25 protein-coding genes and 2 pseudogenes are annotated in these 26,912 nt (G+C 59.5%); 8 read left to right on the forward strand and 19 right to left on the reverse strand.

All coding sequences use genetic code 11. From position 1 onward, the window contains the following. Positions 1-5: 5 nt before the first annotated feature. Positions 6-1,412 (reverse strand): TolC family outer membrane protein, encoded by a 1,407-nt coding sequence (locus tag NXC24_RS33155; RefSeq protein ID WP_281060757.1) that lies wholly within the window; start codon positions 1,410-1,412, stop codon positions 6-8. A 594-nt stretch (positions 1,413-2,006) separates the two neighbouring features. Beyond that, positions 2,007-3,560 (reverse strand): winged helix-turn-helix domain-containing protein, encoded by a 1,554-nt coding sequence (locus NXC24_RS33160; RefSeq protein WP_104827496.1) that lies wholly within the window; start codon positions 3,558-3,560, stop codon positions 2,007-2,009. 126 nt (positions 3,561-3,686) lie between these two features. Between NXC24_RS33160 and NXC24_RS33165 the strand changes: the two genes are divergently transcribed. Beyond that, positions 3,687-4,148, forward strand: coding sequence for a cupin domain-containing protein (locus NXC24_RS33165; protein WP_104827967.1), 462 nt, complete (start codon positions 3,687-3,689; stop codon positions 4,146-4,148). Positions 4,149-4,285: 137 nt separating this feature from the next. On the opposite strand, the gene NXC24_RS33170 is transcribed toward NXC24_RS33165, so the two are convergent. After that, positions 4,286-4,765, reverse strand: coding sequence for a DUF2231 domain-containing protein (locus NXC24_RS33170; RefSeq protein ID WP_245464119.1), 480 nt, complete (start codon positions 4,763-4,765; stop codon positions 4,286-4,288). Between the two features lie 347 nt (positions 4,766-5,112). Here NXC24_RS33170 and NXC24_RS33175 point away from each other — a divergent pair, with 347 nt between their 5' ends. Further along, positions 5,113-5,358: a DUF6074 family protein gene (locus NXC24_RS33175; protein ID WP_104827497.1), complete on the forward strand. Its 246-nt coding sequence runs from the start codon at positions 5,113-5,115 to the stop codon at positions 5,356-5,358. Positions 5,359-5,400: 42 nt separating this feature from the next. On the opposite strand, the gene NXC24_RS33180 is transcribed toward NXC24_RS33175, so the two are convergent. The 6 genes from NXC24_RS33180 to NXC24_RS33205 all read right to left on the reverse strand — a co-directional run bounded on the left by NXC24_RS33180 (position 5,401) and on the right by NXC24_RS33205 (position 10,032). Continuing rightward, positions 5,401-6,075 (reverse strand): 4-carboxy-4-hydroxy-2-oxoadipate aldolase/oxaloacetate decarboxylase, encoded by a 675-nt coding sequence (locus tag NXC24_RS33180; RefSeq protein ID WP_104827498.1) that lies wholly within the window; start codon positions 6,073-6,075, stop codon positions 5,401-5,403. A gap of 98 nt (positions 6,076-6,173) precedes the next feature. Further along, positions 6,174-7,010 (reverse strand): ABC transporter substrate-binding protein, encoded by an 837-nt coding sequence (locus tag NXC24_RS33185; RefSeq protein WP_104827499.1) that lies wholly within the window; start codon positions 7,008-7,010, stop codon positions 6,174-6,176. Between the two features lie 31 nt (positions 7,011-7,041). Then, positions 7,042-7,809 carry an amino acid ABC transporter ATP-binding protein gene (locus NXC24_RS33190; RefSeq protein ID WP_104827500.1) on the reverse strand — a complete coding sequence of 256 codons (768 nt, stop codon included), beginning with the start codon at positions 7,807-7,809 and terminating at the stop codon, positions 7,042-7,044. Next, positions 7,806-8,564, reverse strand: coding sequence for an amino acid ABC transporter permease (locus NXC24_RS33195; RefSeq protein WP_104827501.1), 759 nt, complete (start codon positions 8,562-8,564; stop codon positions 7,806-7,808). Before NXC24_RS33195 ends, NXC24_RS33190 begins: the two co-directional genes overlap by 4 nt. Beyond that, positions 8,561-9,268 carry an amino acid ABC transporter permease gene (locus NXC24_RS33200; protein ID WP_104827502.1) on the reverse strand — a complete coding sequence of 236 codons (708 nt, stop codon included), beginning with the start codon at positions 9,266-9,268 and terminating at the stop codon, positions 8,561-8,563. The genes NXC24_RS33195 and NXC24_RS33200 overlap by 4 nt, the downstream gene beginning before the upstream one ends. Further along, positions 9,265-10,032, reverse strand: a complete 768-nt coding sequence (locus NXC24_RS33205; RefSeq protein ID WP_104827503.1) for an SDR family oxidoreductase — start codon at positions 10,030-10,032, stop codon at positions 9,265-9,267. Before NXC24_RS33205 ends, NXC24_RS33200 begins: the two co-directional genes overlap by 4 nt. Positions 10,033-10,273: 241 nt before the next feature. Between NXC24_RS33205 and nac the strand changes: the two genes are divergently transcribed. Beyond that, the gene (gene nac, locus NXC24_RS33210; RefSeq protein WP_104827504.1) at positions 10,274-11,179 is read left to right on the forward strand and encodes a nitrogen assimilation transcriptional regulator NAC; all 906 of its coding nucleotides are present in this window, start codon (positions 10,274-10,276) and stop codon (positions 11,177-11,179) included. Positions 11,180-11,240: 61 nt separating this feature from the next. Here nac and NXC24_RS33215 read toward each other — a convergent pair whose 3' ends face one another. The 8 genes from NXC24_RS33215 to NXC24_RS33250 form a co-directional block, all read right to left on the reverse strand. Further along, a complete protein-coding gene (locus NXC24_RS33215; RefSeq protein WP_104827969.1) occupies positions 11,241-12,446 on the reverse strand; it encodes a pyridoxal phosphate-dependent aminotransferase in 1,206 nt (401 codons plus the stop codon). A 151-nt stretch (positions 12,447-12,597) separates the two neighbouring features. Further along, the gene (locus tag NXC24_RS33220; RefSeq protein WP_104827970.1) at positions 12,598-13,365 is read right to left on the reverse strand and encodes a 5-oxoprolinase subunit PxpA; all 768 of its coding nucleotides are present in this window, start codon (positions 13,363-13,365) and stop codon (positions 12,598-12,600) included. A 31-nt stretch (positions 13,366-13,396) separates the two neighbouring features. Further along, positions 13,397-14,392: a biotin-dependent carboxyltransferase family protein gene (locus NXC24_RS33225; protein ID WP_104827505.1), complete on the reverse strand. Its 996-nt coding sequence runs from the start codon at positions 14,390-14,392 to the stop codon at positions 13,397-13,399. Beyond that, complete coding sequence (pxpB, locus tag NXC24_RS33230) at positions 14,389-15,096, reverse strand: 5-oxoprolinase subunit PxpB (RefSeq protein WP_104827506.1); 708 nt, start codon at positions 15,094-15,096, stop codon at positions 14,389-14,391. Before pxpB ends, NXC24_RS33225 begins: the two co-directional genes overlap by 4 nt. Continuing rightward, positions 15,093-15,521: an acetyl-CoA carboxylase gene (locus tag NXC24_RS33235; protein WP_104827507.1), complete on the reverse strand. Its 429-nt coding sequence runs from the start codon at positions 15,519-15,521 to the stop codon at positions 15,093-15,095. The genes pxpB and NXC24_RS33235 overlap by 4 nt, the downstream gene beginning before the upstream one ends. Next, on the reverse strand, positions 15,518-16,906 hold the full coding sequence (locus NXC24_RS33240) for an acetyl-CoA carboxylase biotin carboxylase subunit (RefSeq protein WP_104827508.1): 1,389 nt from the start codon (positions 16,904-16,906) through the stop codon (positions 15,518-15,520). Before NXC24_RS33240 ends, NXC24_RS33235 begins: the two co-directional genes overlap by 4 nt. Next, positions 16,906-17,346 carry a biotin/lipoyl-containing protein gene (locus tag NXC24_RS33245; RefSeq protein ID WP_104827509.1) on the reverse strand — a complete coding sequence of 147 codons (441 nt, stop codon included), beginning with the start codon at positions 17,344-17,346 and terminating at the stop codon, positions 16,906-16,908. The genes NXC24_RS33240 and NXC24_RS33245 overlap by 1 nt, the downstream gene beginning before the upstream one ends. A gap of 298 nt (positions 17,347-17,644) precedes the next feature. Then, the gene (locus NXC24_RS33250; RefSeq protein ID WP_104827510.1) at positions 17,645-18,619 is read right to left on the reverse strand and encodes a quinone oxidoreductase; all 975 of its coding nucleotides are present in this window, start codon (positions 18,617-18,619) and stop codon (positions 17,645-17,647) included. Positions 18,620-19,081: 462 nt separating this feature from the next. Between NXC24_RS33250 and NXC24_RS33255 the strand changes: the two genes are divergently transcribed. The 3 genes and pseudogenes from NXC24_RS33255 to NXC24_RS33265 form a co-directional block, all read left to right on the forward strand. Then, positions 19,082-19,510, forward strand: coding sequence for a transposase (locus NXC24_RS33255; protein ID WP_104822824.1), 429 nt, complete (start codon positions 19,082-19,084; stop codon positions 19,508-19,510). Next, positions 19,507-19,857, forward strand: a complete 351-nt coding sequence (tnpB, locus tag NXC24_RS33260) for an IS66 family insertion sequence element accessory protein TnpB (RefSeq protein WP_104822825.1) — start codon at positions 19,507-19,509, stop codon at positions 19,855-19,857. The genes NXC24_RS33255 and tnpB overlap by 4 nt, the downstream gene beginning before the upstream one ends. A 47-nt stretch (positions 19,858-19,904) precedes the next feature. Then, positions 19,905-20,159 (forward strand): annotated as a pseudogene (locus tag NXC24_RS33265) (IS66 family transposase); the annotation flags it as partial. Between the two features lie 484 nt (positions 20,160-20,643). Here NXC24_RS33265 and NXC24_RS36080 read toward each other — a convergent pair. Both NXC24_RS36080 and NXC24_RS33275 read right to left on the reverse strand, forming a co-directional pair. Then, positions 20,644-21,009 (reverse strand): annotated as a pseudogene (locus NXC24_RS36080) (DUF4168 domain-containing protein); the annotation flags it as partial. 832 nt (positions 21,010-21,841) lie between these two features. Further along, positions 21,842-23,092 carry a sensor domain-containing diguanylate cyclase gene (locus NXC24_RS33275; RefSeq protein WP_104827512.1) on the reverse strand — a complete coding sequence of 417 codons (1,251 nt, stop codon included), beginning with the start codon at positions 23,090-23,092 and terminating at the stop codon, positions 21,842-21,844. Positions 23,093-23,656: 564 nt separating this feature from the next. On the opposite strand from NXC24_RS33275, the gene NXC24_RS33280 reads away from it, so the two are divergent. Both NXC24_RS33280 and NXC24_RS33285 read left to right on the forward strand, forming a co-directional pair. After that, a complete protein-coding gene (locus NXC24_RS33280) occupies positions 23,657-26,014 on the forward strand; it encodes an Orn/Lys/Arg decarboxylase N-terminal domain-containing protein (protein WP_104827513.1) in 2,358 nt (785 codons plus the stop codon). 14 nt (positions 26,015-26,028) lie between these two features. Continuing rightward, positions 26,029-26,589 carry a GNAT family N-acetyltransferase gene (locus NXC24_RS33285; RefSeq protein ID WP_104827514.1) on the forward strand — a complete coding sequence of 187 codons (561 nt, stop codon included), beginning with the start codon at positions 26,029-26,031 and terminating at the stop codon, positions 26,587-26,589. Positions 26,590-26,912 lie beyond the last annotated feature (323 nt).

Raw genomic sequence — 26,912 nt, forward strand, 5'->3', positions numbered from 1 at the left:
GACGATTAGCGAATCGGCTCGAGCAGATCCATCGGCAGGCCGGGCTTCTGATGCGAGTCGTATTTGGTATAGCCGGGATCAGCCGTGTTCGACGACACGCTGAACTGATCACGGGCATAAGGCGTTGCCTGATCGACCGGCTTCAGCTTCATCGTCGACAATAAACTGCCCGATGCGGCAAGGATCTTGTATTCGGCAAAGAGCGAGGCGACGTCCGCCGTCTTGGCCAAAACCTCGGTGTTGAAGCGAGTGTTCTGGGCATCCAACAGATCGAGCAGGGAGCGCTGACCGACCTTGAACTGCTCACGATAGGACGTCACGAGCTGGGCGTTTGTCTTTTCCTGCCCGTCCAGGATACGCGCGAGCTGGGCCTGATTGGTACGCTCGCTCCAAGCGGAACGAACAGACTGATCGACCTCGCGATATGTTTCACTCAGCGCATAACGCTGTTCGGCGGCGCGACGGACCAGTTCCTGCTGATGGGCGGTATCGATGCCGCCGTGATAGAGGTTCCACTTGGCGACGACACCGACCTGGACGTCGTTGGTGTTGCCCTTGTTGCCGTCCACATCGTCACCGATACGGGCGCTGCCGACAAGGTCCAGCTTCGGCAGGAAGGCAGACTTGGAACCGCGGACATCGGCGTCCGCGGCGTTCACGTCAGCTTTGCCGGAGGAAATCTGCGGATTGTTCTTTTGGGCGATGAAGACAGCATCATCCAGCGTCTTCGGCAGGTAATGCGACACGGAGGCCGGACGCTGGGCATTGCTGATCGGTTCGCCGACGACCTGAAGGTAGCGGATCTTCGTCGCATCCAGTTCCTGCTTGGCTTCCTGAAGACGGGCATTTGCCGCCTGCAGGCGCTCGCGGCCCTGATAACGATCGGCATCGGTAAGGGCCCCGCCCTTAATGCTATCCTCGATGTTACCGACCATCTGCTTGTGGAAGGCGACGTTCTTTTCCGCGGCCGCGACAATTTCCGTCTGCAGCATATATTCGAGATAATCCTGGGTCACTTCAAGCGCTAAGGCTTCCGAGCGCTGCTGGACGCGAAAGGATGCGCTGTCGACACGAGCCGCCTGCTTATCTTTCTGTGCCTTGCGGTCGCCGCCGTCAAACAACGTCTGCGTAATCGTCAAGCTGACGTCGGCCGGATTTAGGTAATCCGTGCTACGCGTCAGGGCTCCCGACGTGACATCCGAAAGCCTACGGCGACCATAACCCGACTCCAGATCGACCGACGGCAGATAAAGCCCCCTCGCCTGCCGCAGTTGGAACTCGGTTGCCTCCCTATTCTGGGCAGCCTCCATGATCTGCGGGTTGGTCTTCATTGTCTTGTCAATTGCCTGCTGCAATGTCGTAGCGTAAGCAGCGCCGCTCAATAAAGAACTAATGGCTACCGAAATGCCGATCGCCCCAATCAATCGTTTTCTATAAACCAAAATAGTACCCTTCCCCAAAAACAGTACTTTGCTAATATACTTCCAGGCTTATTCATCCACTAGGTAGACGAAATCACATCTACTTGCAAAGTAGATTCTTATTTATTTCCTCTGAAGCAGTTAATATCGCGGCGCGCAAGCCTCATGACTAACAATTTGTTGACCATTTTTGGTCTGTTCACAGTCACTGCGCAGACGTGCGGTCGATCCGGCACGCAGTCGTCTCTTTATGCAGAACACGGGCCTACCTTCGGCGGTGTGGGCTGGTACAAAACGACCACCGATAACTGAGAATGCTGCACGCTATCTTGGCCGCAATCACGTAATCGAGGACGGCAGGGCCCAGTTATCGCGTCGCCGGCGCTTTAGCCGAAGCAACGCCGTAGAAAGTTGACTATATTCTCACTCGATCTCAGAACCGTAAGTTCTGCGAAGCCGATCTGCGATTATCCGGAAACATATCTCGCTTCTGTTGCTGAAAATTACTTTCAAGGCGCCGAATATCTGCTCGTTATGGGATCCGAACGCGGACCCCGTCGAAGGCGCCGGCAGGGTCGATGCGCGCTACTCCGGCAGGCCGGCAGCACGTAGCGCATCACCAAGGCATTGCGCGAGCGCCGGCGCACAGTCGACGCCTGCAAACTGGCGGCCGAAGTGAAACGTTGGATGCAGCTCAAGCACCCGCGCAGCGGCTGCCCTCGCTTCTTCCAGCCGGCCGAGCTTGGCCAGGGCGGCAGCCAATTGCACATGGGTGATGCTGTGTGCGGGATTGGCCTGAACAGACTTGTAGGCTGCGCGACAGGCTTCATCATAGCGGCCAAGCAGCAAATGACTCATCGCTTGCGCATCGAATGCGGCAAAAGCCCATGAGTCAAATGGGCTCAGCCGCATGCCCCGCTCGCTCCACTCGATGGCCCGCTCTGCTTCTCCGCCCCATCCGAGAATGACGCTTCCCAAGATATAGGTCAGGGCAGATGACGGGCTGATGGCGAGTGCGGCTTCCAGTGCGGTGAAAGCAGCTTTCCGGTCATGTCCATCCATGCCAATGGAAAAACCCGCAAGGGTCAGGGCGGATGCATCATCCTGTCCGTGGAGGATCGCTGAGCGAGCATGGCGGATGGAAGCGGCACGGTTGGCTTCCTGCAGGCCGGCGCGCAGGAAGAGGCAATGATGGCACATCGCGGCATTGCCATGCGCCAGCGCATAACCCGGATCGAGTTCGATGGCACGATCGAGCATCACCAGCGCTCGCGCAACCCGGTCCGGCATGCCGGAATCCACGTCGAGCTGCGCCCGCAGCACAAGATCATATGCATCGAGGCTGTCGGGACGCTTGCGCTTCACCCTATCGATTTCGGCACGCCGCAGGCTGGGTGCGATTGCACCGACAGCCGATAGGGCGATCTCGTCCTGAAGCGCAAAAATATCGGTAGAGCAGCGGTCGTACCGCTGAGCCCATACGTGAGCGCCGGTCGATGCATCGATCATCTGGCCGGTCACGCGTACGCTGCCACCGGCTTTCCGCACGCTGCCTTCGAGCACGTAGCGGACACCGAGCTCGTGGGCGACCTGCTTCACGTCCACCGCGCGACCCTTGTAGATGAAGGTCGAGTTACGCGCGATGACGAGCAGCCAATTGATGCGCGCTAGGCCGGTGATGATGTCGTCAACCATCCCGTCAGTGAAATAATCCTGTTCAGGATCGCCGCTCAGGTTGGAGAACGGTAAAACCGCGATCGAAGGCTTGTCTGGCAATGTCGGCGTTGTCGTAGCCAAGACCGCGGCTGCCGAATCAGGACCATCAACTGCGACCGCCGGTCCGACATAACGATAGCCGCGTCGTGGCAGCGTCTCTATCCAGCATCCGCCACCGCTAAGGTTTTCGAGAACCCGCCGCACCGCCGCGATCTGGACCGTCAGGTTGCTGTCCTCTATGGCGAGCCCGGGCCATGCAGTCTCGATTAGCGCTTCCTTCGAAACCGGTGAACCCGACCGCTCCAAGAGCAGCGCAAGCAACGCAACCGCCCGCTGACCGAGCGGCGTCGGCTTGTCGCCGTGGAACAGGATCCCGGCATCGGCGTCGAGGCGAAATGGGCCAAACGTGAGGCTTGTAACCATTCCTGAAGAAGATACCGTTTGCGATCTTTTCGCAACAATTTCGGAACGGCTTCAGGACTGTCCGACAGGGCGGTGGCATTCTGGGTGGGTGCTTGCGGAAGCAGCACCGAGCCAATGGAGGATAAGATGAGCGCCGCCCCTGTCATCCGCATGCCTGACGAGAACAAGGGGGTCATGCTGCGTGGCCATCCCATGGTGTTTCTCGTCACCGGCGAGGATACGAGACACACGAGCATGTTCGACTGGACGATCCCAGCCGGGTTTGCCACCGGCCGGCATATCCATCGCGTGCAGGAGGAAACCTTCTACATGCTCGACGGCGAATGCCTCTGGCACGTCGGCGAAAAAACGATCCGCGCTACCCCGGGTACCTACCTGTTCATTCCAGCGGGCGTGCCGCACAACATCACCAATGTCAGCGAAAAGCCGGCGCGCGTGCTGATGACCGTCTCTCCGCCCGGACACGAGCATTATTTCGAAGAGCTTGCGAAGCTCGCTGCACACGGCTCTCCCGATCCAAGCGCGCTTGCCGACTTGCGGAGCCGCTACGATACCGATCAGATCTCTACTCTGACAACAAGCGCGTAGGCGCGATTGGCAGGCCCAGTGCAACGCGGCGACAGGTGCAACGCAGGACCTCTGGCGTTGGTTTACAGGACCTTCTCCGGTCCGCCGACCGGATTTTTTGCAGCAAGCGAGGCCGACTACAATCACGCTGACAGTATTCAGCGCATTTCGTCCGATTCATCCGCGACGCCGACATGATGTCGATAGACCATTCCCCAGCCTTTCCAACCCGTGAACAGGAGGATGAGGACAACGATCAGCGACAGGACGAGGCCAACCGGCACCACCGCCGCCTCTGCGTGGGCATATCGCGAGTACCAGTTGTAAAGCTCGATCAGGACGACAAGGACGTTGCCGCCGGCGTGAAGCCATAAGTCCTGAAGGTTACGGATCTGGGCGTCGCCAAGGACGTCGGTGAGTCCGGCAACAGCGGCCAGCGCGGCCATGATCAGGCCGGCCCCGAGCAGCCAGAGCGAACCGGTGACCCAGGCTGCATTGCCGGTTCGCCAGAAAACGAGGTCGCAAACGAAGGTCGCGACGAAGAAGGCGATCGGGAATGGTATCAGCATTGCGTGGACAGGGTGGCCGGCAATGCTTGCCGTGCTGTGAGGATTGTGGGTGATCATAGGCTGGGCCATCGTAATGCCTCCCGGAGGCGCGGCGAGCGCCGCCATCAGACCACATCACGACGCATGAGAGGCTTGGCAGCACAAAGCCATACATATGAACTCCGGTTGCATAGGAATGTTCCACAACGCGACGGCGGTACGGGCGCGTCTATAGGGCCATTTAGGAATGCAACAATTGGACCAGCTACAGATCCAGTTGCCCCTTGTTCCGTTGATGAGACGCAATGCCACTGCCGGACGAGCTGCCATTGCAGATCGCAAAAAGCGGGCCAAAACGGCCGGTTCACCATTTGTGAAGGTCCGGCGGCAATGCTGCGTCATTCTGAGGTGATTCGACTTACAAGGACGAAGACAGTATGACGGTTGTACAGTTTCCTGCCGATCGGCGCGTAGCCGAAGTCAAACGATGCGCAGAAGCTCTCCAGCGCCTTCATGGCGAGGAAGCTAACCGTTTCTGGCGGTCGGAGATGGCGGCGCTTGCCGCTGCGCTCGAACGGCAAGGTATGACCGAGGAGGCTATATCGCGCCAAGCGAGCCGCTTCATGCATGCGGTTCAGATGGAACTGCAAGTCGCCTTTGCGATGGATGAGGCAGGACACTAGGTTTCGAATAGCAGCTAGGCGGCCTGATCGGGAAATAACTGGTCAGATATCGACGATGAGGCCCTTGGCTTTCAGCACCGGCTCAAGCTTGCTGACTTCGATGACCGATTTGCCTTGCCTATAGGCTTCGATGTAGCCCGCTTCGGCATCGTCACGCGCCTGCGAAAGCCGCGCGACCTCCCGCGCTTCCTCTCTGCGAACGACGACAAGACCATCCGCGTCGCCGACGATGATATCACCAGGATTGATGATCTCTCCGCCGACGATGATCGGATCGTTGACCGCAGCGAGCGTCTCCTTGACCGTGCCTTTGATGCAGACGCTGAGTGAGAAGACCGGAAACCCGAGTTCCCTCAATTGAAGCGTATCGCGCACGCCTGTATCGGTCACCAAGCCGCCGATGCCCTTGGCAAGGCAAGCATTGGCCAGAACATCGCCGAAGGAGCCCGCTTCCTCGTATTCTCCCGCAGACACGACGATGATGTCGCCCGGTTTGGCGTAGTTGATCGCAAGCTGCAGCATGATGTTGTCGCGCGGCGCGCACTTCACCGTGAACGCCGGACCGCAAAGCTTCATGCGATAGTCCACGGGCTTCAGACGCGAGGAGAGCGCGCCGCGGCGACCCTGGGCTTCATGGATCGTTGCGGGCGAGAATTTGGCGAGCGCTTCGATGTCTGCGGTGCTCGGTCGCTCGGCGATATCTTTGATGTGGGTCATGGAAACTTCTCATGGTTTAGGCCGGCGGCAGGCATACCGCCGCCGGCAATCAACAAGGATTTTCGGATGGAGAATTGACTAGGCGCGAAGATGCGGCGTCAGGGGATCGGGTCGAACTTCAATTCGGTGATCGGTACGACCTTCTCGTTGCGGGTCATCTTGTATTCCGTGTTCGGACCAAGCCACTTTTCCCAGATCTTGTTGATCTCGCCGGAGTCATCCAGCTTGTGCAGGATTGCATTGACCTTTGCGGTCAGCGCAGGCTGATCCTTCTGCATACCGATACCGACCGGCTCCAGCAGCATGGGCTCGTCGATCATGCGCATCTGCTTGCCCTTGGTCTTCGATTGATTGACAAGCAGCGTCGTCGTCATGGTGTTCGCGACCATGCCGCGCGCCTTCCCCTGCTGAACGGCAAGGTAGGCAGAGCCCGTATCTTGAAAGGTCAGCGGGTCGGATTTGTTGAGTTTGATCGCCAGCTCCGACGTCGAGCCCTTGGTCGAGGCGAGACGCTGGCCCTCGTAATCGGCCTTCTTCTTGCCGGCGTCATCGGCGGGAACAATGAGCATTTCCTTGGCGACATAGTAGGGATCGCTGAATTGGATCTGCTCCGCGCGGCTCAGCGTATAGGCAAGGTTGGCGACCGTGATGTCGACCCGGCCAAGCTTGACTTCCGGGACACGCGCCTCGACCGAAATCGGCTTGATCTCGGCCTTTACGCCAAGTTCATTCGCGATCGCCTTGCACAGATCGACGTCGAATCCCGCCATTTCGCGGGTCTTTGGATCAGGCGAGGAAAACGGCGGAACATCCGCATAGGTCGCGCAGCGCAGCGTCTTGGCTGACATGATCGTGTCGAGTTGGTCGGCCTTGGCCGGCATGGCGACAGCGGTGCCCGTGAGTGCCAGCGTTACGGTGAGGTATTTCCAGTTCATTGCTGTTCTCCTTATTATTGATTTCAGATGCTTAGTGGCGCAGATCGGAAAGAAAGCGCTGCGCTCGGGGATGGCGAGGATTTTTGAAGAATTCCTCCGGAGGAGCGGTTTCCAGGATCTCGCCTGCGTCGATGAACCAGATCCGGTCCGCCACATCGCGGGCGAAGCCCATTTCGTGGGTGACGCAGAGCATGGTCATCCCCTCGGCCGCCAGGCTTTTCATGACGCTGAGCACTTCGCCCACCATCTCCGGATCGAGCGCGCTCGTTGGTTCGTCAAAGAGCATGACGGGCGGCTCCATCGCGAGCGCGCGGGCGATTGCCACGCGCTGCTGCTGACCGCCTGAAAGCTGGCCGGGATAGGCATTTGCCTTGTCGGCAAGGCCCACTCGATCAAGCAGCGAAATGGCCTTGTCGCGCGCTACGTTCGCCGGCACGCCCTTGACGCGGATTGGCGACATGGAAACGTTGTCGATGACGGACAGATGGGGAAACAGGTTGAAATTCTGAAAAACGAAACCGATCTGGCTACGCAGCCGGTTGAGTTCGGCACCGCCCATCGGGGCATGAATATTCTTTCCCTCAAAACTGATCGAACCGCTATTGATCTCTTCCAGCCTGTTGATCGTGCGGATCAGGGTGGATTTGCCGGAACCGGACGGCCCGCAAATGACGACCACCTCGCCGCGGCTGACGGCGGCGTTGATGTTCTTCAACACCGGATAATGACCATAATTCTTGCAGACCTCATGAAGACGTATCTCCTGAGCGTCCTGCGGCCCGGAAACTGGGATGCTCATAGCTGCTCCGTAAATGTCTTGAGGGGAAGGACGTCGGTGCGAAGGCGAACTTTGCTTGGCCCTGCACGCCTGCGGGCAATTCGCTTTTCAACCGTGTTGGCAATGTGGGTCAGGCTCCAGCAGAGCAGATAGTAGGCCACGGCGAGAATGAAGAAGACCTGGAAAGGCTGCGAGAGCAGTTGGTTGTTCACCTGGCTCGCAGCAAAGGTCAGGTCCGGTACATTGATGACGTAACCAAGCGTCGTATCCTTGATCGTCGAGACGAAGGTCGAGATCATGCTCGGGATCATATTGTAGAGCGCCTGCGGCAGGATCACGAAGCGCATCGCGCCGATATAGCTATGGCCGAGAGCCCTGGCGGCATCCATTTGCCCTTGACCGAGTGAAACGATGCCGGCCCGCACGACCTCGCTCAAGAACGCCCCCTCATAGATCACCAGCGTTACCAGCATGATCAGGAAACTCGGCACGTCCGCGCCAGTCCAGAGCGGAACGAGGAAATAGGACCAAAGGATCAGCATCAGCAGCGGAACGCCGCGTGTGATGTAGACCAGGCCCGTCACCGGCCACCGGAGGACCGCCCATTTGGAAAGGCGAGCCATGGCTAGCAGGATGCTGACGGGGAATGCGAGCGCGATGGCGAGCGCCGAGAGAATGAGCGTATTCGCAAGGCCGCCCAGCGGGCCATTGGGATACTGGCCGATCAGCAACAAAAGCCAATAGTCATGGATGATGTTGATAACGTCCTGGATCACGCGCGCGCCCTCCGCATCGGATCGGACCGCATGGAAAGAAATGCGCCCAGGGCCATGATGATCAGGGAGAAGAACAGATAGATCACGGTGCCGATCAAATAGATCTCAAAGGTGCGGAAGCTGACATTGTCGATTTCCTTCACCGCATGCGTAAGCTCCGACGCACCGACAACGATGGCGAGACTGCTGTTCTTGAAGAGGGATACACTATGATTGATCAGCGGCGGCAGCGCATTGCGCAGCCCCTGGGGCATGATCACGAAACGCATTGCGGAAAGATAGCCGTGCCCGAGCGCCTTGGCTGCTTCCATCTGCCCAGGGCTGACGGAGCGTAGGCCGGAACGCAAGTCCTCGCTGAAATAGGCAGCCTGACACAATCCCAGCCCGATCACCGCGAAAATGGCTTCGGCATTGTGGTTGGCGAGCCAATCCGTGATGCCCTGCGGCATCAACGAATAGATCCCGAAATACCACAGCATCAGTTGCACGAGTGTAGGCACATTGCGGTGATAGGAAACGTAGGCCTTTACGATGGGATCACCGACGCGAAGCGGCGACATCCGAAGCGCAAACAGCAGGATGGCGAGTGTCATGGCAAGCAGCCAGGAGCCGATGTAGATGACGAAAGTCATCTCGATGCCCTGCAGGAGCATCGCCTGATAGTCCGGATTGCTGAGGATCGCCGAAAGATCGAACCCGCTCACGGCTTCGCACCTTCCGCGTCATGGGGCTGAGGCTTGGCCGTCTGAAGGCCGCCCATCACCTGCAATGTCGGGGTGATCTCCATATGGCCGATATTAACCGCGACCGGCGCGGCGATCGCAAAGGCGATTGCGTCAGCGATATCGGCGGCCTGCGGCAGCTCGAACCCATCGATGAAGCGTTCGCGCACGCTGGGATCACTGCCGTGCACGTGGTTGAAAATATCGGTCGCGACGCGGCCGGGGCAGATTTCGGTCACGCGGACGCGCTTGCCGAATGCGTCGATACGCAGTTGGTTCGACAGCATGGCGACGCCTGCCTTGACGGCGTGATAGGTGGAGTTGCCGCCGAAATTATAGTTGCCGGCAATCGAGGAGATGTTGATGACATGCCCGCGGTCGCGAGCCACCATTCCGGGCACGATCAGGCGGCAAATATGCAGGACGGCGCGGAGATTGACGTCGATGAGGAGATCAATGTCCTCTTCGTCCGCCTGGAGGAATTTCTTCGGCCGGTCAACGCCGGCATTGTTGACCAGAATATCGAACTGAACGCGGTTCGCAAGATCGGCGATGGCCGCACGATCCGTCACATCGATGACGTGAGCGATACATCCCGTACGTTCTGCCAGTTCCGTCAATGGACCAGCGCTGCGGGCAATCGCATGCACTTCGATGTTCTCGCGGCGAAACCGCTCCACCACTGCAGCGCCGATACCGGAGGAGGCGCCGGTGACCAACGCGGTCTTGTAATCAGAGAATGGCATTCTGATCCCCTTGTTGTTGCCGCAGACATTAGCGGAGCTTCAACTCCTTGCCTAAGACCGATTATTTTTGGAGTAATAAGCAACTTTTATGGAGATCGACCGGCCGCAAGCGAGCGGGCTGTTGCCGCGGGTAATTGCGCCTTTTTGCCGGAGCCTACATGGCCTTCCCGCATCGACGCGCGTTGCAAAACAGATGCGCGTCTGCAAACATGCCCCGGAAGACAGAATAGTACCCAATGCCATGGATATCAGACGTTTCAAATCCTTCATCGCCATCGTTGACAGCGGCAGCATTACGCGGGCCGCCGATATCCTGCACCTCGCCCAGCCGGCGCTGAGCCAGCAGTTGGCGGCGCTCGAGGAGCATTTCGGGCAGAAACTGCTGATCCGAAGCCAGCAGGGCGTCAGCATGACCGATGCCGGACATGCGGTCTACCGGCATGCGCAGATCATTCTCCGTCAGATGGAACAGGCACAGACGGATGCGGCAGCCGCCGGCAATTCGCTTGCGGGACGCGTTTCCATCGGCCTCGTGCCTTTCAGCAGCGCTGCCACGCTCTCGGTCGAGCTGCTGGCGGAAACGAGAAAGCGGCACCCCGGCATTCTGCTTCATCTGACCGAGAGCGTCGGCCAGACCTACAGCCAGATGATCATGAACGGCCGGCTGGAAATGGCGCTGATCCACGGCATCGGGCCGATCAAGGGCGTACGGTTCGAACCGATCCTCAGGGAGGAATTCTATTTCGTCGCTCATCGCAATTTCGCGATCGATTCAGACCCGAAGCCCCTGCCGGTCAGCGCACTGGACGGAATGCCGATGCTGTTGCCGCCGGCTTATAATTTCGTGCGTCGGGCCATCGATGCCGCCTTCACGCGCAGCCGGATCAACCTCAAGGTCGTGGCCGAAGTGGAAATCGTGCGAACCCTGGGGCGCGCGGTTGGCAGCGGGCTTGGCGCGACCATCATGCCGAAGGCGATCGCTGACCGCATCGTGTCGGAATCGAGCGAGCCTCTTGTCTGCCGGCTCGTCTCGCCCCGCATCGAGGAAACGCTGTCGCTTTGCACGTCCGATCAGAGTTCACTGTCGGAGCCGGCATTCGCCGTCAAGGATATCCTTGTCGAACTGACCGAACGGCTAAAACTCTAGATTTGGCAACGGGCCTCGCGCCCACCGACCCGGAAACCGGGCCGGTGGGCACGATCCGGTGTCAGTGCATATCGCGGCAGAACTGGGCGATACGCGCGCAGCCCTCGCCAAGCATTTCCATGCTTGTCGCATAGGAGATGCGGAAATAAGGGCTCATGCCATAGGCGGCACCCTGCACTGTCGCGACGTGATGCTCCTCCACGAGCGCCATGACGAAATCGACATCAGTCTCGATCTTGCGTCCGCCCTTGGTCGTCTTGCCTATCAGGGCTGACATGTTGGGATAGAGGTAGAAGGCACCCTCGGGCTTGTGGCAACGCAGCCCTTCGACCTTCGACAGTTGATTGAGAACGAAATCGCGTCTTTCCCTGTAGATGGCCGCCCGTTCCTTGAGGAGATCCTGGGGACCGTCGAGCGCTGCGATCGCGGCAGCCTGCGAGACGGTGGCGATCCCGCCGCTGTTCTGGCCGTTGACGTTGCTGATCGCCGCGATCAGCTCCTTCGATCCGCTGGCGCAATATCCCAACCGCCAGCCGGTCATGGCATAGGCTTTCGAAACTCCGTTCATCGTCAGGACACGGTCGTAAAGCCTGGGTTCGGCATCGGCGATCGTGCAGAATTCAAAGCCGTCATAGACCAGGTGCTCGTAGATATCGTCGGTCAGGATCCAGACGTGCGGATGGCGCAGCATGACGTCAGCAATCGCGGCCATTTCGGCGCGCGAGCAGGCGGCACCTGTCGGATTGTTCGGGAAGTTCAGGATAAGCCATTTCGTACGCGGCGTGATCGCAGCCTCCAGATCCTCGGGACGCAGCTTGAATCCAGCCTGCTCGAAGCAAGGCACTGCCACGGGCACGCCGCCGGCAAACTTGACGATGTCGGCGTAGCTAACCCAGGACGGAGTGGGAATAACGACCTCGTCGCCGGGATTGCAGGTCGCGAGCATCGCGTTGAAGATCACCTGCTTGCCGCCGCCGGACACGACGATCTGGCTGGCATCATAATCGAGATTGTTGTCGCGCTTGAACTTTCTGCTGATCGCAGCCTTCAGTGCCGGCGTGCCATCCATCGGCGGATATTTCGTCTCGCCGTTCAACGCTGCGGCGTGCGCTGCCTCGATCGCATGAGCGGGCGTTGGAAAGTCCGGCTCGCCGGACGAGAGACTGACAACCTTGATGCCCTTGGCGGCGAGTTCCCTGGCGCGCTGGGTCATGGCGGCGGATGCGGAGATGGAGACGTTTTTGAGGCGATCGGCTATGGAAGACATCGGCATGATCTTTCGCTGAGATGGGAAAATTTGGTTGCCTTAAAGCGCGTCACGATCTCTGGGATTCGCTCCTTGCGCTTTAAGCTCTTGTTTTTGCGCATGTCGTTGTCGCAAAACCGCTGCACACTTTTGCGCGACATGCTTTAGGCAATCAGGACGCAAGTTCGGCCGCAGGCGCGAGCGTGGCGCCGGAAGCCTCGATTTCGCTGCGGACAATGCGGGCAAGCTCCAAGGAGCCGGGCGTATCGCTATGCACAAGGATCGACCGGGCCGGCATGGCGATGGTGGTACCGTCGATGGCCTCGACGGTGCCATCGGTCAGAAAACGACGCACTCGCGCCCGAACAGAAGCCTCATCCTTGACGAGGGCGCCCGGCAGACCGCGGGCAACAAGCGCGCCGCTGGCGTCATAGGCGCGGTCGGCCAGAAACAGCGCCAGCGTCCTGAGTTTCGCGCGTTTTGCCGCCTTCTCGATTTCGCTGCCGGCCGTGACGAATATCACCAGGCGAGGATCGACGGTGAAAATGGCATCCATCATCAGATCGGCGAGCGCTGGATCGCGATTGACCATATTGCCCATGGCCGCGTGAAAGCTGAAATGACTGACCCTCATGCCTTGGCTCTTGGCGATCGCGATCAGAGCGCCGAGCTGATAAAGCATCTGCTGCCGCAGTTCGTCCGGCTGAAACGGCATCTCGCGCCGGCCGAAACCGGATCGATCCGGCAGACCCGGATGCGCGCCGATCCCCACGCCGTTTTCCTTTGCGAGACGCACCATGCGCGCCATCGTATCCGGGTCACCGCCATGAAAGCCGCAGGCAATGTTGGCGGACGAGACGATCTTCATCATCGCTTCGTCATCGCATAGCCGATAAGGACCGAAACCTTCGCCCATGTCAGAATTCAGATCGATCTTCACAGCTTCCTCCTTTTGACCCATTCACTTGCCGTCAGGCCATCGCCTTCAAAGCGCGCTTGACCATCTGCGAGGTCCGCCTGACATCCGCGACATAGCGGGCAACGGCTTGCTCAACTGCGCGTGCCTCGGCATGCGTCGAGCGAACGAACCGCAACCGGCTTCCAATACGGGCTTGCCCGAGACGCCACAGATCGCATTCGATGACGCCCGCGATCTTGGGATAGCCACCCGCGGTGTTGGCGTCGCTCATTTGGATGATCGGCTCGCCACCGGGCGGGACCTGGATCACGCCGGGCACGATGCCGTAAGAGCGCATCTCGACTGTCGCTGACGGCTTGATCGGTTCGCCGGAGAGGCGATAACCGGTGCGGTCGCTGCTGGATGATATCCTCCAGGTCTGGCCCCAGAAGGCCTCGCCTTCGGAGGCGAAGAGCTCATGCTCGCCAGCCACTATAGCCCGGATCGGCAGCACACTGTCGATCACAGCCGGGAAGACATCGCGCAACGCCACGGCCGGCTCGACGGCGGCGATGCCGCTTGGTGGCAGAGGGAGTGCATCCGAAACCGTGCCAAATCCGATCCTGTCGCCCCTAGCGAGCGATCGACCGGCATTGCCGCCAAACCCTCCGCGCAGCGCGGTGCTGCGCGAGCCCATGAGGACCGGCACGTCCAGCCCTCCACCGAACAGGATATAGGCGCGGGCCAATTTCGGTGGCTGCCTCAGCTCCAGGATCTGACCCGGCTCGGCGACGTGAGTACACCATGGAAGCAATTCCCGACCATCCAGTGTCGGATGGCCGTCCGCACCTGTGACGGCAAAGACGCTATCGGTCTCGAACCGCAGCTTGAACGGAAAGGTCTGAACCTCGATCGCCGCCGCGCCCTCGTCATTGCCAATAAGGATATTGCCGATCTTCACCGCAAGCGGATCCATCGCGCCGCTGGCCGAGACCCCGATGTCGCGATAGCCGGGGCGGCCAAGGTCCTGGACGGTGTTGAATGAACCGGTTTCGATGATCTGGATCATAGCTCGATCCTTGCCGGCAGAAAGCGCACGGTATCCCCGGGCGCCATAAGGGCCGGCGTCGCGGAGGTCGGATCGAACATCTGCAATTCCGCATGGCCGAGGGAGTTCCACCCGTTCGGACCGGTCAGCATCGCAACGCCGGTCTGCATTCCTCCGATCGTTACGCTGCCCTTTTCCATCCTCAGCGACGGAATGGTCTTGCGAGGCATATAAATGCGCGGATCAAGGCCGTGCAGGTAGGCGAAACCCGGGGCACTTCCCAAGGCGAAAACACGGTAATCGGCTTCATAGTGAATACGCACCACTTCGCGGTCGCTCAATCCGCTGAAGTCGCAGATAGCCGGAAGATCGATCGCATAAGCGCCGCCGTAGTGGACGGGGACTTCGATGATCTTTCCCGCCAGGTCGAGGCTCTCGGTATTGTTCCATGCCTCGAGAAGCCGGCCTGCAATGAATTCGGGATCCTCGGGCGTCTCCTTGAAGATCGCCAGGAGATTGGTCATGCCGGGGATCACTTCCGCGATATCTGCCCAGCGCGTCACCGTTTGCGAGAGGCCCCAGATCCATCGCTGGGCGGGGAGGTCAAATTCACCCGGCGCTTCGAGCAGGAAAGATCGAGCTCCGATGCAGGAAACCCGCGCCTGGCCTTTGACGGCGGGGACGATTTCGCGACGTTGCGCAAGGATGTTCGAATTGGCAATCATGAGTGTGGCTCGATCTCGAACAGGGGATCACCGAAACCGACGAGAGCATCGGGCTCTGCCAGTCGTTTGCTCAGCAAACCGGACCGGCCCGCGGGAATAGGAAGTAGGACGGAACCTATGCGGATGAAGCCGATAACGTCCTGCTCTGAAACAGCGCGAGGACGATGCTCGATTTCGATGGGGGCCGAAGGGTATGAAGGGCAGAAGCGACCTGCCATCGGCGCTTTGACGGTGGCCGCCGGTGTCACGGCCAAGCCCGGCCGTGCATTCCCTGTCGTGCTGACTTGAGCGCCACCCGCTGCCGAAATCACGAGACGCAGATTTCCGCCAGGTCTCGAGATTTCAATTCCGCCGACTCCCGCGGCCATCAAGGCATCGGCCAGGACTGCTATGGTCGCCGGATCGCTGAAGTCGATCGCGCTCATGCCGCCCTCCGATGCTGGAGCCATTGCTCCAGATAGCGGATATCCGTCTCGCCACGTGCGAGCCCTTCATCCTCGAACAGTGCGCGCAGCAATGGCAGGTTGGTGGAAATCCCTTCTATCCGCGTGACGGCAAGGGCCTCACGCATTCTCGCCATCGCTTCCGTTCGCGTGGGCGCATGGACGATCAGCTTCGCAATCAGCGAGTCGTAATAGGGCGAGACCCGATAGCCGGCATGGATGTGGGTATCGACCCGGATGCCCGGCCCTTCAGGAAGGGCAAGATCGGTGATAGTCCCCACCGAAGGCAGGAAACTGTCGGGATCCTCGGCATTGATGCGGCATTCGAAGGAATGGCCGGTACAGGTCACATCATCCTGGCTGGTTTCCAGGGGAACACCTTGAGCGACTTGTATCTGTGCCTGCGCAATATCGATCCCGCTGGTCATCTCAGTGACCGGATGCTCGACCTGCAGACGCGTGTTCATTTCGATGAAATAGAACGAGCCATTCTCGTAGAGGAATTCGAAGGTTCCGACACCACGATAGCGGATCTGCCGGCAGGCTTCGACGCAGACCGTGCCCACCGCCTTGATCGCCTCTGATGAAATCCCGGGTGCCGGCGCCTCTTCCACGACCTTTTGATGCCGACGCTGCATGGAACAATCGCGATGTCCAAGCCAGATGGCATTGCCGTGGGTATCGCACAGCACCTGAATCTCGATGTGCCGTGGATGTTCGAGAAACTTCTCCATGTAGAGCGCCGGGGAGCCGAAAGCCTGCCGGGCTTCCTCGCGCGTCAGAGCGATGGCCTCGTGCAGCCCGTCGGCCTCGGGAACCACCCGCATCCCTCTTCCGCCCCCGCCGCCCCCGGCCTTTATGATCACGGGATAGCCGATTTCCTGCGCGATGCGCTCGATGGACGCCAGATCGTCCGGAAGCGACGTATCAGGGCCGGGCACGCAGGGCACACCGGCGGCGATCATCGCCCGTTTTGCCGATATCTTGTCGCCCATGGTCGCAATCGAGGAAGCTTCAGGCCCAATGAAGACAAGGCCGGCCTTTTCAACAGCGTCAGAGAAAGCAGCGTTTTCCGACAGAAATCCGTAACCGGGATGGATCGCGCCGGCCCCGGTCAGATGCGCGGCAAGGAGGATTGCATCCTGATTGAGATAACTCCGGGCCGCGTTCGAGGGACCGATGCACAGAAAGCTGTCGGCCGTCTTGCCATAGGATGCCTGCCTGTCCGCTTCGGAGCAGATCGCGACCGTCTTCAGACCGAGTTCGCGGCAAGCGTGCTGAATCCGCGCGGCAATCTCACCTCGATTGGCGATGAGAACCGTGTCGAAACGCCGTTCTGCCAAGGCTTTATCAAGCGGCTCCGCCATCACGCAATCTCCGCCAGCACGACGCCCGTTTCAACTTCACCGCCATCGACGTCGGTCAGGCGCAAAATGCGACCGGCATGCGGCGCGACGATCTTGTTGAAGACCTTCATTGCTTCGATGATGAAAAGGATCTGCCCCTCCTGCACCGTGTCGCCAACCCTGACGAAAGGCTCCTCCCCCGGCGCCGCTGCGCGATGCAGCACGCCAAAGAGGGGCGCCTTCACGGCGATGGCTGAGGCCGATGCGTTTGCCGAAACATCGCCGCTCGATACGGCCGAACCAACCACTGATTTATCGAGGACCTGCTCCGGAGCGGCGGAGGCCGTCTGATCCGGTGACCGAAAGATCCGTACCGTGACGTCCTTTTCCGTTACCGTCAGCTCGGAAATGTTCGATCGTCCGACAAAATCGATCAGCGTCTTTATTTTCGACAGGTCCATCAGAGTACTCGGTATTTCGGAGTGCCTCTTCGCGGGTCCATACTTATGAGGACCGCGTTCGGCTGATCTCTTCCGTACACGATGGGCCGAACGATGGGGTCAGAAGAACTTTTAATGGCGCCTGTGATCCAGGAAAAGATCATCCGGCACCGCTGCCTTGCCAGGTGGCGCTTTTGCAGCTCCCGCCTGCAATTGGTCCGTGACGGCGATTAGTTTGTCCCTGGCATTGAGCGCGCCTACAAAGGCGGGCTCCGCGTCCGCCTGGATGGCTGTAGCGGACCGCAGCGACGCGAACGGCTTACGGTGTTATGACGGCGGCGCCGACGATCTTGCGGCTTTCGAGTTCCCGATGGGCCGCAACGATGTCGTCGAGAGCGAAGATCTGGTTTGGTCCGACACCAAGGATACCGCCGCCGATCGCATCGAACAGGTCGGTTGCGCTGGTCTGTCGCTGTGCAGGCGTCGCCATATAGACAGGCCGAATCGGCCAGGTGACGTATAGCGATTTCGGCGCCAGCAGGGACGGATTGATGTCAGGCGGGCTGCCGGATGCCTGGCCGAAAAGCGCCAGCACGCCACGCGGCTTCAGCGTTGCCAGCGATTTGAGCGCGGTGTCGCGGCCAACGGCGTCGAACACGGCCGCGACGCCCTCGCCGGACGTGATGTCTCGGACACGCTCGACGAAATCCTCCGTGGCATAGTTGATCACCTCGATGCAGCCGGCGCGTCGTGCGGCTTCCGCCTTCCTCTCATGGGACACGGTGCCGATAACGCGAATGCCGAGCGAACGCGCCCATTGCGTGAATAACAGGCCGACTCCGCCGGCCGCGGCATGGAAAAGCACCGTATCGCCAGCTTTGAGTGGCGCTACCTCCTTCAAGAGCATGCGCGCCGTTGTGCCGCGCAAAAAAGAGGCCGCGGCCTGTCTGTCACTGATCGCGTCGGGAATGCGCACAAGCTGATCGGCGGGGTAGAGGCGGACCGTTGCATAGGCGCCGAGCGGGCCGTCGGCATAGACGACACGGTCGCCGATTTGTACACCAGTAACGCCGGGGCCGATGGCTTCGACGATCCCTGCGCCTTCATTGCCGAGCGTAGCCGGAAGCGCCGGCACCTTGAACGTGCCGCGCCGAAAATAGACCTCGACGAAATTGAGCCCGATCGCCGTGTGGCGGATCAGCGCCTCGCCAGGCCCCGGCAGCGGAACCTCGATCGGTTCGAGACTGAGCACCTCGGCCGGACCATACTTGTGAATGCGAACGGCTCGCTCCACCTTCGAACCTCCGTTGCATTATGGTCGGCATCGATGTCACCGACCGTAACGCTTTTCATTGTTCGACGGAGGTTTACTCGTGCCCAACTTCGAAGGCTACGCGACTGAGGTCTAACCGTAGCTATACCAACGTTTAGGGGATATTTGCTTCACGCGCGGTCACGGTAGCTGGCGCGGCAGAACTAACAATTGTGATCGTCCATTCCACCTGACCAAAAGTGGGGATCGCCTACGGTTATTCGCCGCTACCGCATTGTCTTAAGGTGCGCAGTGCAGTTCTCCACTCAGCTTACTGCTGCGCCGGAGCGGATTTCGGAAACTTGTCCTGAACTCTCTTAGCGAGTGTCGGATCGTTCTGAGCGGCTGTCAAAATGTACGCATCCGAGTTGGGCCGCATTGTGCAGTGAGTGAGAGTGTGGATGCTCTGTCTATATAGACGGCAATATAGACGGTGCTTCACACATGGACTTGAGGAATGATCTCACCGGGCATTTCAGCCGGATGGAGATTGTCGATAGCGGGCGTCGCCGGCGTTTCACGGATGAAGCGAAGCTGGCGATCGTGGCTGAGAGTTATAACGGCCCGCGACAGGTGACGGCCACGGCGCAGCGTCATGGGATCACGCGCTGGCAGTTGAATGCCTGGCGCAGGGCCGCGCGGGAAGGACGGCTTGTCCCCCGCTCGGCGAACGGATTTGTTCCAGCGATCGTTGTTACCGAGCCTAATGTTGCGAATACGCCACCTGCGGCGACTGTCGCTGTGCCGCCTTCTGTCACCGCGCCCGGTCGCATGGAGGTGGTGAGTGCGAACGGCCGGCGTGTGATCGTCGGTCGGGATGTCGACGTGGACGTCCTGCTGCGGCTCATTTGTGGTCTGGAGACGTTGCGATGAACCCGTTTCCGATGGGAACGGGGGTCAAGGTGTGGCTGGCGACGGGACATACAGACATGCGGTGCGGCTTTCCTTCGCTGGCCCTTCGGGTGCAGGAGGTGTTGAAACATGACCCTCTGGGCGGTCATCTGTTCTGCTTCAGGGGTCGACGAGGTGATCTGGTAAAATTAATTTGGCATGACGGCCAAGGCGCCTGCCTGTTCACGAAAAAATTGGAGCGCGGGCGGTTTATCTGGCCCAATGTTGAAGGCGGCGCCGTCGCGATCTCGGCCGCACAGCTTTCTTATTTGCTGTCGGGAATTGACTGGCGGGCGCCGCAGGAAACCTGGCGTCCGACACGGGTTTGAGCGCCTTCTTCATTGAATTTGTTCAGGAAATATGCTCTAAAATTTGCATGTCATTGCCACCGCTTTCCCTTCCGGACGATCTTGCCAGCGCCCACGCCGCGCTGCTGGCGGAACGCGAGGCGCGGTTGCAGGCGGAGGCCGAAGCGACCAAAGCCAAGGCAGAGCTTTCCAGCATCGAGGCGCTCAACGCCCATCTGCAATTGCTGATCGCCAAGTTGGAACGCGACAAACACGGTCCGAGCCGGGAGCGCACCCAGCGGCTGATCGACCAGATGGAATTGCAGCTCGAAGAGCTGGTCGCCGACTCGCCATCGGAATCGGTTGCCGTGTAGCCGAAGGTCAGCGTGATGGCATCCGAACCCTTGGCGTCATCGAGCGACTGCACCAGGGTGAAGTTATAGTGGCCGTTGTCGGTGTCCGAGACCGTCGCATAGAAGACGATGTTCGAGCCAACCCCGCCCTCGCCATTCGTCACGGCCGTTGGAGCAGTCTCGCCGGTGTAGCCAACCAGCGTGCCATCGGCCAGCAGTACTGTATGTACGGCCAGACCATGCGAGCTCAGCGCTTCGCCGTCCTGGCCCGTCGCCGCAACCGAGGCATCGGTGAAGGCGACCGACCGGTCGCCGGCGACGCCGTTGTTGGTGTTGGCGTTATCAGCACCCCAGGAGATATTGAGCGAGCCGGTGGTGATGGCATCGGTCTCGACATGCGGGGTCTCGTTGCCGCTCGCCAGCGCGCCTTCGGTGACCGAGCCTGCATCGCCGGTCGCAGCGACAGGCTTGTCGTCGTCAAAATCGCCTTATATTCCTCTAGCGAAATGCCCGGGGAACCTTCCACAGCCTTAACCATGTGCTCGCTAGCTTCGGTTTGCAGTTTCTGCTTTGCCGTTACATCGGGCGTTGCTCCTATCTTGGCCGAATATTCCTGCCTCACTTTATCGACCTGGAGATAGGCGACCGCAAATGCTTCGATTTTTTGATCGCTGACGGCTGCGGCTGCGCCATTGTCACCAGTCTGTCCTTGAGCCGCTGGCTGTTGCTGAGTCGCTGGCTGCTGCTGGGCCATCACCTGCGAGAACGCTGGTTGGCCGAGCAACGTCAGGCTGAAAACAGCAGCAGTCAACGATAGGGTCTTGGTATAACGAGTGTGCATGTTCGCTCCTCTCAGATCATGCGGCGAAAGCGGCATTATGTTGCATTGCTTTGCTTTCGCTGTGGGCGGGATCGAGCAACGATCAAGTCACAATGTGGCCTCGAGAAGGGTATCCCGTGATGATATCGGGGTGATCTGCTGTCCATTGGGGGGCGATTTTATGGCGGACTGAACCCGAGAGCGGAAATCTCACATGTGCGCGGGAGTGTGTCTTGGGGGCCCATGTCGGGGGCGGTTTGGGTGCACACGCTTGCTACTTCCACATACCCACACTGTTGTGTCTGCATGCAAATCCAAGAGCTTGTCGCAAAGCGCGATCATCGGCTTTCCGATCCCGAGCGCAGTTACCGAATGCAGCCGCTCGCAGAGCTATTACCGATGATATTTGGCACGCATCGCATGCCACAGTTATGAGTTTGAAAACACCACGACAAATACTGCAGCCCAGAAAAGAGCAGACATTTCTGCAGCCAACAAAAAGCCCAGGGCTCTTTCACTCATAGAATCCTCCTCCAGCAACCTCCATTGCCTTAAGTGAAACTATAAGAGGATGAAGCTTTGCACCACCCATCGATCAAGATAAAACTTAATCCTTGCTAAGAAACCTTCGCGCCGATCATCGGTGGGCACTGTACCCTTCGATCGCCATCGTGGCTCTCAAACAGCCAGGAGAAGGTTTGCTGCCAGCGCCAGGGCCTCGCCTGCTGACGGCAAACATCGTCGGAACTGGGTTTCTAAAGGGCCTCTGAAAGCGCGCCGCGCCAGAATTACATCCCGTCATCAGCGGCAGGCCGCGGTCGGAAAGCGAGGTATTTGTTGTTTGGATGTGAGCCTACCGGAACATCACATCCAGATGCTGACGGTCTTGCGCGACTATCCGGCACGTGGTTTCGAATCCCTCTCCCGGGATGCTCAACACGAACTCCGATGGGATGCCCAAAGCAGTCGACACGACGAGGTTCGCACCATCAGGTCCGAGAGAACGGATCGTGCAATCGAAGCTCGAGTGCCTTTCGTTGAAAATGATTACGCCGGCTTTAAGCACCCGACGCCGCGCACTTTGGTGCGACCCGGAGCGAGCGGCGAATGATTCGCAGCGATTACGACCGGCCTGCTTGGCGTGATACATAGCAGCGTCAGCTTGGGCGAGAAGCGTATCGATGTCCTTCGTGATGATCGACATCGCGGTCACGCCAAAACTCGCGGTAACCGGCACCGTGTTTTCTGCAAGTTGGGCCGGAACTGCATCCAGCGCGCTGCGAAGCTTTTCAGCCACCTTAAACGCAGCAGCCTGGTCAATATGCGGAAGGAGAATTGCAAATTCTTCACCACCCAAACGCCCAAGCAGATCGTCCGCTCGGAGCTGCTCTCGGCACGTCTTGATCACCGACTTGAGCACCTCGTCGCCCGCCGCGTGGCCATAGGTGTCGTTGATCCTTTTGAAGTGGTCGACATCGAGCACGATACACGCCACGTCATGATGATGGCGAGCCGCAAGGGAAAGCAGACGGCTGGCCTCCTCGTTGAAAGCGCGACGGGTCAGCGCGCCCGTTAGGACGTCGATGGCCGCCGACTGCAGCAACTCGGCGCGATCAATTGCGACGCCCGCAATCTCCTCCAGGATCGCCAGATCCTTGTTTCCAAATGACCGCGGCTGACGGTCGATGGCGCAGACGGTTCCCACGGTATGACCATCACGGGTCTTGAGAGGAACGCCGGCGTAAAACCGGATATGCGCTTCTCCCGTCACGGCAGGATTGGACGCAAACCGGGGATCGCGGCTCGCATCGGGCACGACGATCGGCTGTTCGCAGTCCACCACGTAGCGGCAGAACGTGTCTTCCCTGGGCACCTCGTCTGCCGGCAATCCCAAACAGGCCTTGTACCACTGACGGTGGGCGTCGATGAACGAGACGATGCCAATATCGACTGTGAACACCTGCTTGATGAGGCGAGCCAGCCGTTCGAACCCCTCGTCTCTAGGCGTGTCTAATATGTCCAGCCGATCGAGAGCGGCCAGGCGGTCGAGTTCGCGCCGCGCTGCCTCATCGGATAATCTTCCAAATGCACGTACAGCCGACATCGACCCGACACCTTTCAAAGCAGATTGCTATCCAGCCGTAAATTGCGCAGGGGAATGTCGTCAAGCTGGAGTCCGGACATGCTGTCGCAACGCTTAAGATTTTGCTGCCAACGAAGGAAGCACGTGGACGGCTGGTGGTTGTTCAAATATCGGGGTCTGTAGCCAAAATCCCTCTGCCACGGGCAAAGCTACACCTGCCGGCAGCATGTGGTTTCCAGCCAAGCTCCTGACAATCACAAAGCCAGCAGCAAACGCATATGCCGATGAAAGTCTCGGCGGCTGACCGAAAATGCAACAGGATATCTGCTCGCCTTGAAAGGAATCGGAACCATTAGCCAGGTGGTTTGTTGCCAGAACTATGTTTCAGAAGCGGCCGTTCACTCGAAAGGAGCTTATCGCATCGGACAGTCGCCGACGATCGATTTGCACGGAGAAATTCAGGAAGAGAAGAGACGCATGGCAAAAATGCCATTCTGTGCAAGTGTTTCGAACATCCGACAGCCTGTCACATCCTTGTCATGAAATGCGTCGACATCTCGTCCCAGATCAGGAGCGGGTACCCAAATGGATTATTTCAGACGTTTCAACTTTCTGTTCGCAACGCCGGCTTTCGACAGCGATGACCTGGAGGGCGCCCGCTACAACCAGATCATCGAGGAGATCCAAGGCTCCGGCTTTGAGGTGGTGCGCGCACGAAACCTCGAAGATGCGGAGATCGCCGTACAGACGGACGCCGCCATCGGCTGCATGCTAGTCGACTGGGGCAAAAAGGGGCTCGAGGGCAAAACGGCCTCCCTCATCAACCTAATGCGCCGGCGCGGCCTGGAATTCCCCATCATCCTGCTGATCCGCCGTAAGCGCTTCGAGGATGTGCCGGTAGAGGTCCTCGATTTCATCGATGGCTATGTCTTCCTATCGGAAGAAACGCCCGCCTTCATCGCCAAGAGCCTCATCAGCCGGCTCAAGCAATATGCCGAGACGCTGAAGACGCCGTTCTTCGGTGCACTGGTCGATTATGCCGAGGAAGGCAATCACCTTTGGACCTGCCCCGGGCACAATGGCGGCATCTTCTACAGCCGCAGCCCGATCGGGCGGGTCTTCATGGAGCATCTCGGCGAAGCGGTGTTTCGCGACGATCTCGACAATTCCGTGCTCGACCTCGGCGACCTGCTGACTCACGAAGGACCGGCGCTCGCTGCACAAAAGGAAGCAGCCAAAATCTTCGGCGCCGAGAAGACCTATTTCGTCCTGAACGGCACCTCCACGTCCAACAAGGTCGCGCTCTCCGCACTCGTCACCGATGGCGATCTCGTGCTGTTCGATCGCAACAACCACAAGGCCGCCCATCACGGCGCCTTGATGATCTCGGGCGGCATTCCGGTTTACATGCCGACCATACGCAACCTCTATGGCTTGATCGGTCCCATCGATTTCGCGGTCATGGACGAGGACGCCCTGCGCGAGCGCATCCGCACGCACCCGCTGGTGAAAGACCCGGAGGCTTACAAGAAGCCGCGCCCATTCCGCGTTGCTGTCGTGGAACAGTGCACCTATGACGGTACCATTCACAATGCCGAGATGATCCTCAAGCGCATCGGCCATTTGTGCGACTACATCCTCTTCGACGAGGCGTGGGCGGGCTTCATGAAGTTTCATCCGCTCTATGCCGGACGCTTTGCCATGGGCCTTTCCGATCTTGGCCCGGACGCGCCCGGCATCATCGCCACGCAATCCACCCACAAGCAGCTCGCAAGCTTCTCGCAGGCCTCTCAGATCCACATGAAGGACCGGCATATTACCGGCCAGAAGCGCCGCGTGGAGCACCGTCGCTTCAACGAAAGCTTCATGCAGCACGCCTCGACCTCGCCCTTCTATCCGCTGTTTGCCTCGCTCGACGTGGGCGCGCAGATGATGAAGGGCCGCTCGGGCGAAGTGCTGTGGGACGATACGATCCGCCTCGGCATCGAGCTGCGTAAGAAGATCCGCGCAGTGCGACGCGAATTCGAAGAGAAGGAGCATCGTCCCGAGCGCCGCTGGTTCTTCGAGCCCTTCGTGCCGGATCGGGTGGCGATCCCGGATGTATCGAGCCACGGCGCGGTGCATGAAGTGCCGTGGGAAAGCGTCTCTACCGACCAGCTCGCCACCAATCCCGCCTTCTGGCATCTGACGCCCGACGCAGCGTGGCACGGTTTTTCCGCAATGGAGCCGGGCTTTGCCATGACCGATCCGAACAAGCTCACCCTGCTGACCCCCGGCTTCGACCGGGCGAGCGGAAAATACACCGAGCATGGCATACCGGCGCCGGTGGTCGCGCAATATCTGCGCGAAAACCGCATCGTCGCGGAAAAGAACGACCTCAATTCGCTGCTCTTCCTGCTCACTCCTGGCGTGGAGGCCAGCAAGGCCGGCACCTTGATCAGCGGCCTCGTCGCCTTCAAGAAACTCCATGACGACAATGCTCTGCTGGAGGAGGTAATTCCGGAATTCTATCGACGCCGTCCGGGCCGCTATGCCGGCGTGCGCCTGCGCGATCTCTGCGCAGAAATGCATAATTTCTTCCGCCAGGCCGATGTCAGCGGGCTTCAGACCAAGCAGTTTTCCGCTGACCACCTACCCCCGATAGCCATGTCGCCCCACGATGCGGCACGCTGCCTGGTTCGCAACGATGTGGAATATCTGCCGATCGACGCCATAGCCGGCCGCATCGCGACGACACCCTTCGTCGTCTACCCTCCGGGTATTGCGACGATCGTGCCGGGCGAGCGCTTGACGGAGCAGGCAAAGCCCATGATCGACTATCTCAAGATGTTTGAAACCTGCTTCAACACCTTCCCCGGCTTTGAGGTGGAGATTCAGGGGGTCTATCGCGAGATTGATGCATCCGGCCGCATCCGGCTCTACACCTACGTCGTCGCGGAATAGGCTTAGGTTCAGTCATGAAGCAGGAGAAAATAATCGTCATTCGCCCATCCCGGGAGACCGACGTCGATGCCATGTTGGCGATCTATCGCCGCCATATTCGCCGCGGCATCGAGGTTGGGGTGGACGATAGCGATACACCGCAACCGGACGATCTGCGGGAACGGCGCAAGAATTTGAAAGACCGCCGCTTCCCGCACGTCGTTGCGCTCGAGGGCGAGAAGGTCGTCGGCTATGCCTACGTGGTGCTGTTCCGCAAACGCCCGGCCTATCGTTACACCGTCAAGCATTCGATCTATGTGCATCACGACCATGTCGGGCAGGGTGTCGGGAGCCTGCTCATGCGCGGGTTGATCGACGCCTGCGCTGCGGCCGGCTTCCGGCAGATGATCGGCTATATCGACGCCGATAACGCCGCCTCGCTCGCCCTGCATGAACGGTTCGGCTTTGCTCGCGTCGGCCTTTTGCCGGCGGTCGCCTATCGTTACGGCCGATGGGCCGATACCGTGATGGTTCAGCGCTCACTCGCCGCCGGCTCAACCACCCCACCACCACCGCCTCCGCTCTCCACTCGCTGAAAACAACGGGATTGAATCTCTGGTACCACGCACCCTTGCGAAAGCGGGGCCGAGGAACCACAGGGCAAGCTCCGCATAACCGGAACTGAGCCACACAAGTGAGGAAGACCCGGATTACGTGTTATACTTCCTCGGAACGCCCGCATTGGCGGTTCTTATGGGGGGAACAGACGATGGAGATGCCAATTTTCGTTCGCCTTCCGCTGGCCGTAGCCGGGATGGTAGCGGGGCATTTCGTATCCCGCGACACTCTGCGCTTCGAGCTCCTGCAGACGGGTATTGCGCTCGTTATGCTGGCTGCTTTCATAACGTTCCTTATAGCT

It is taken from the genome of Rhizobium sp. NXC24, from assembly GCF_002944315.1.
In the GTDB taxonomy this organism is placed as follows: Bacteria; Pseudomonadota; Alphaproteobacteria; order Rhizobiales; family Rhizobiaceae; genus Rhizobium.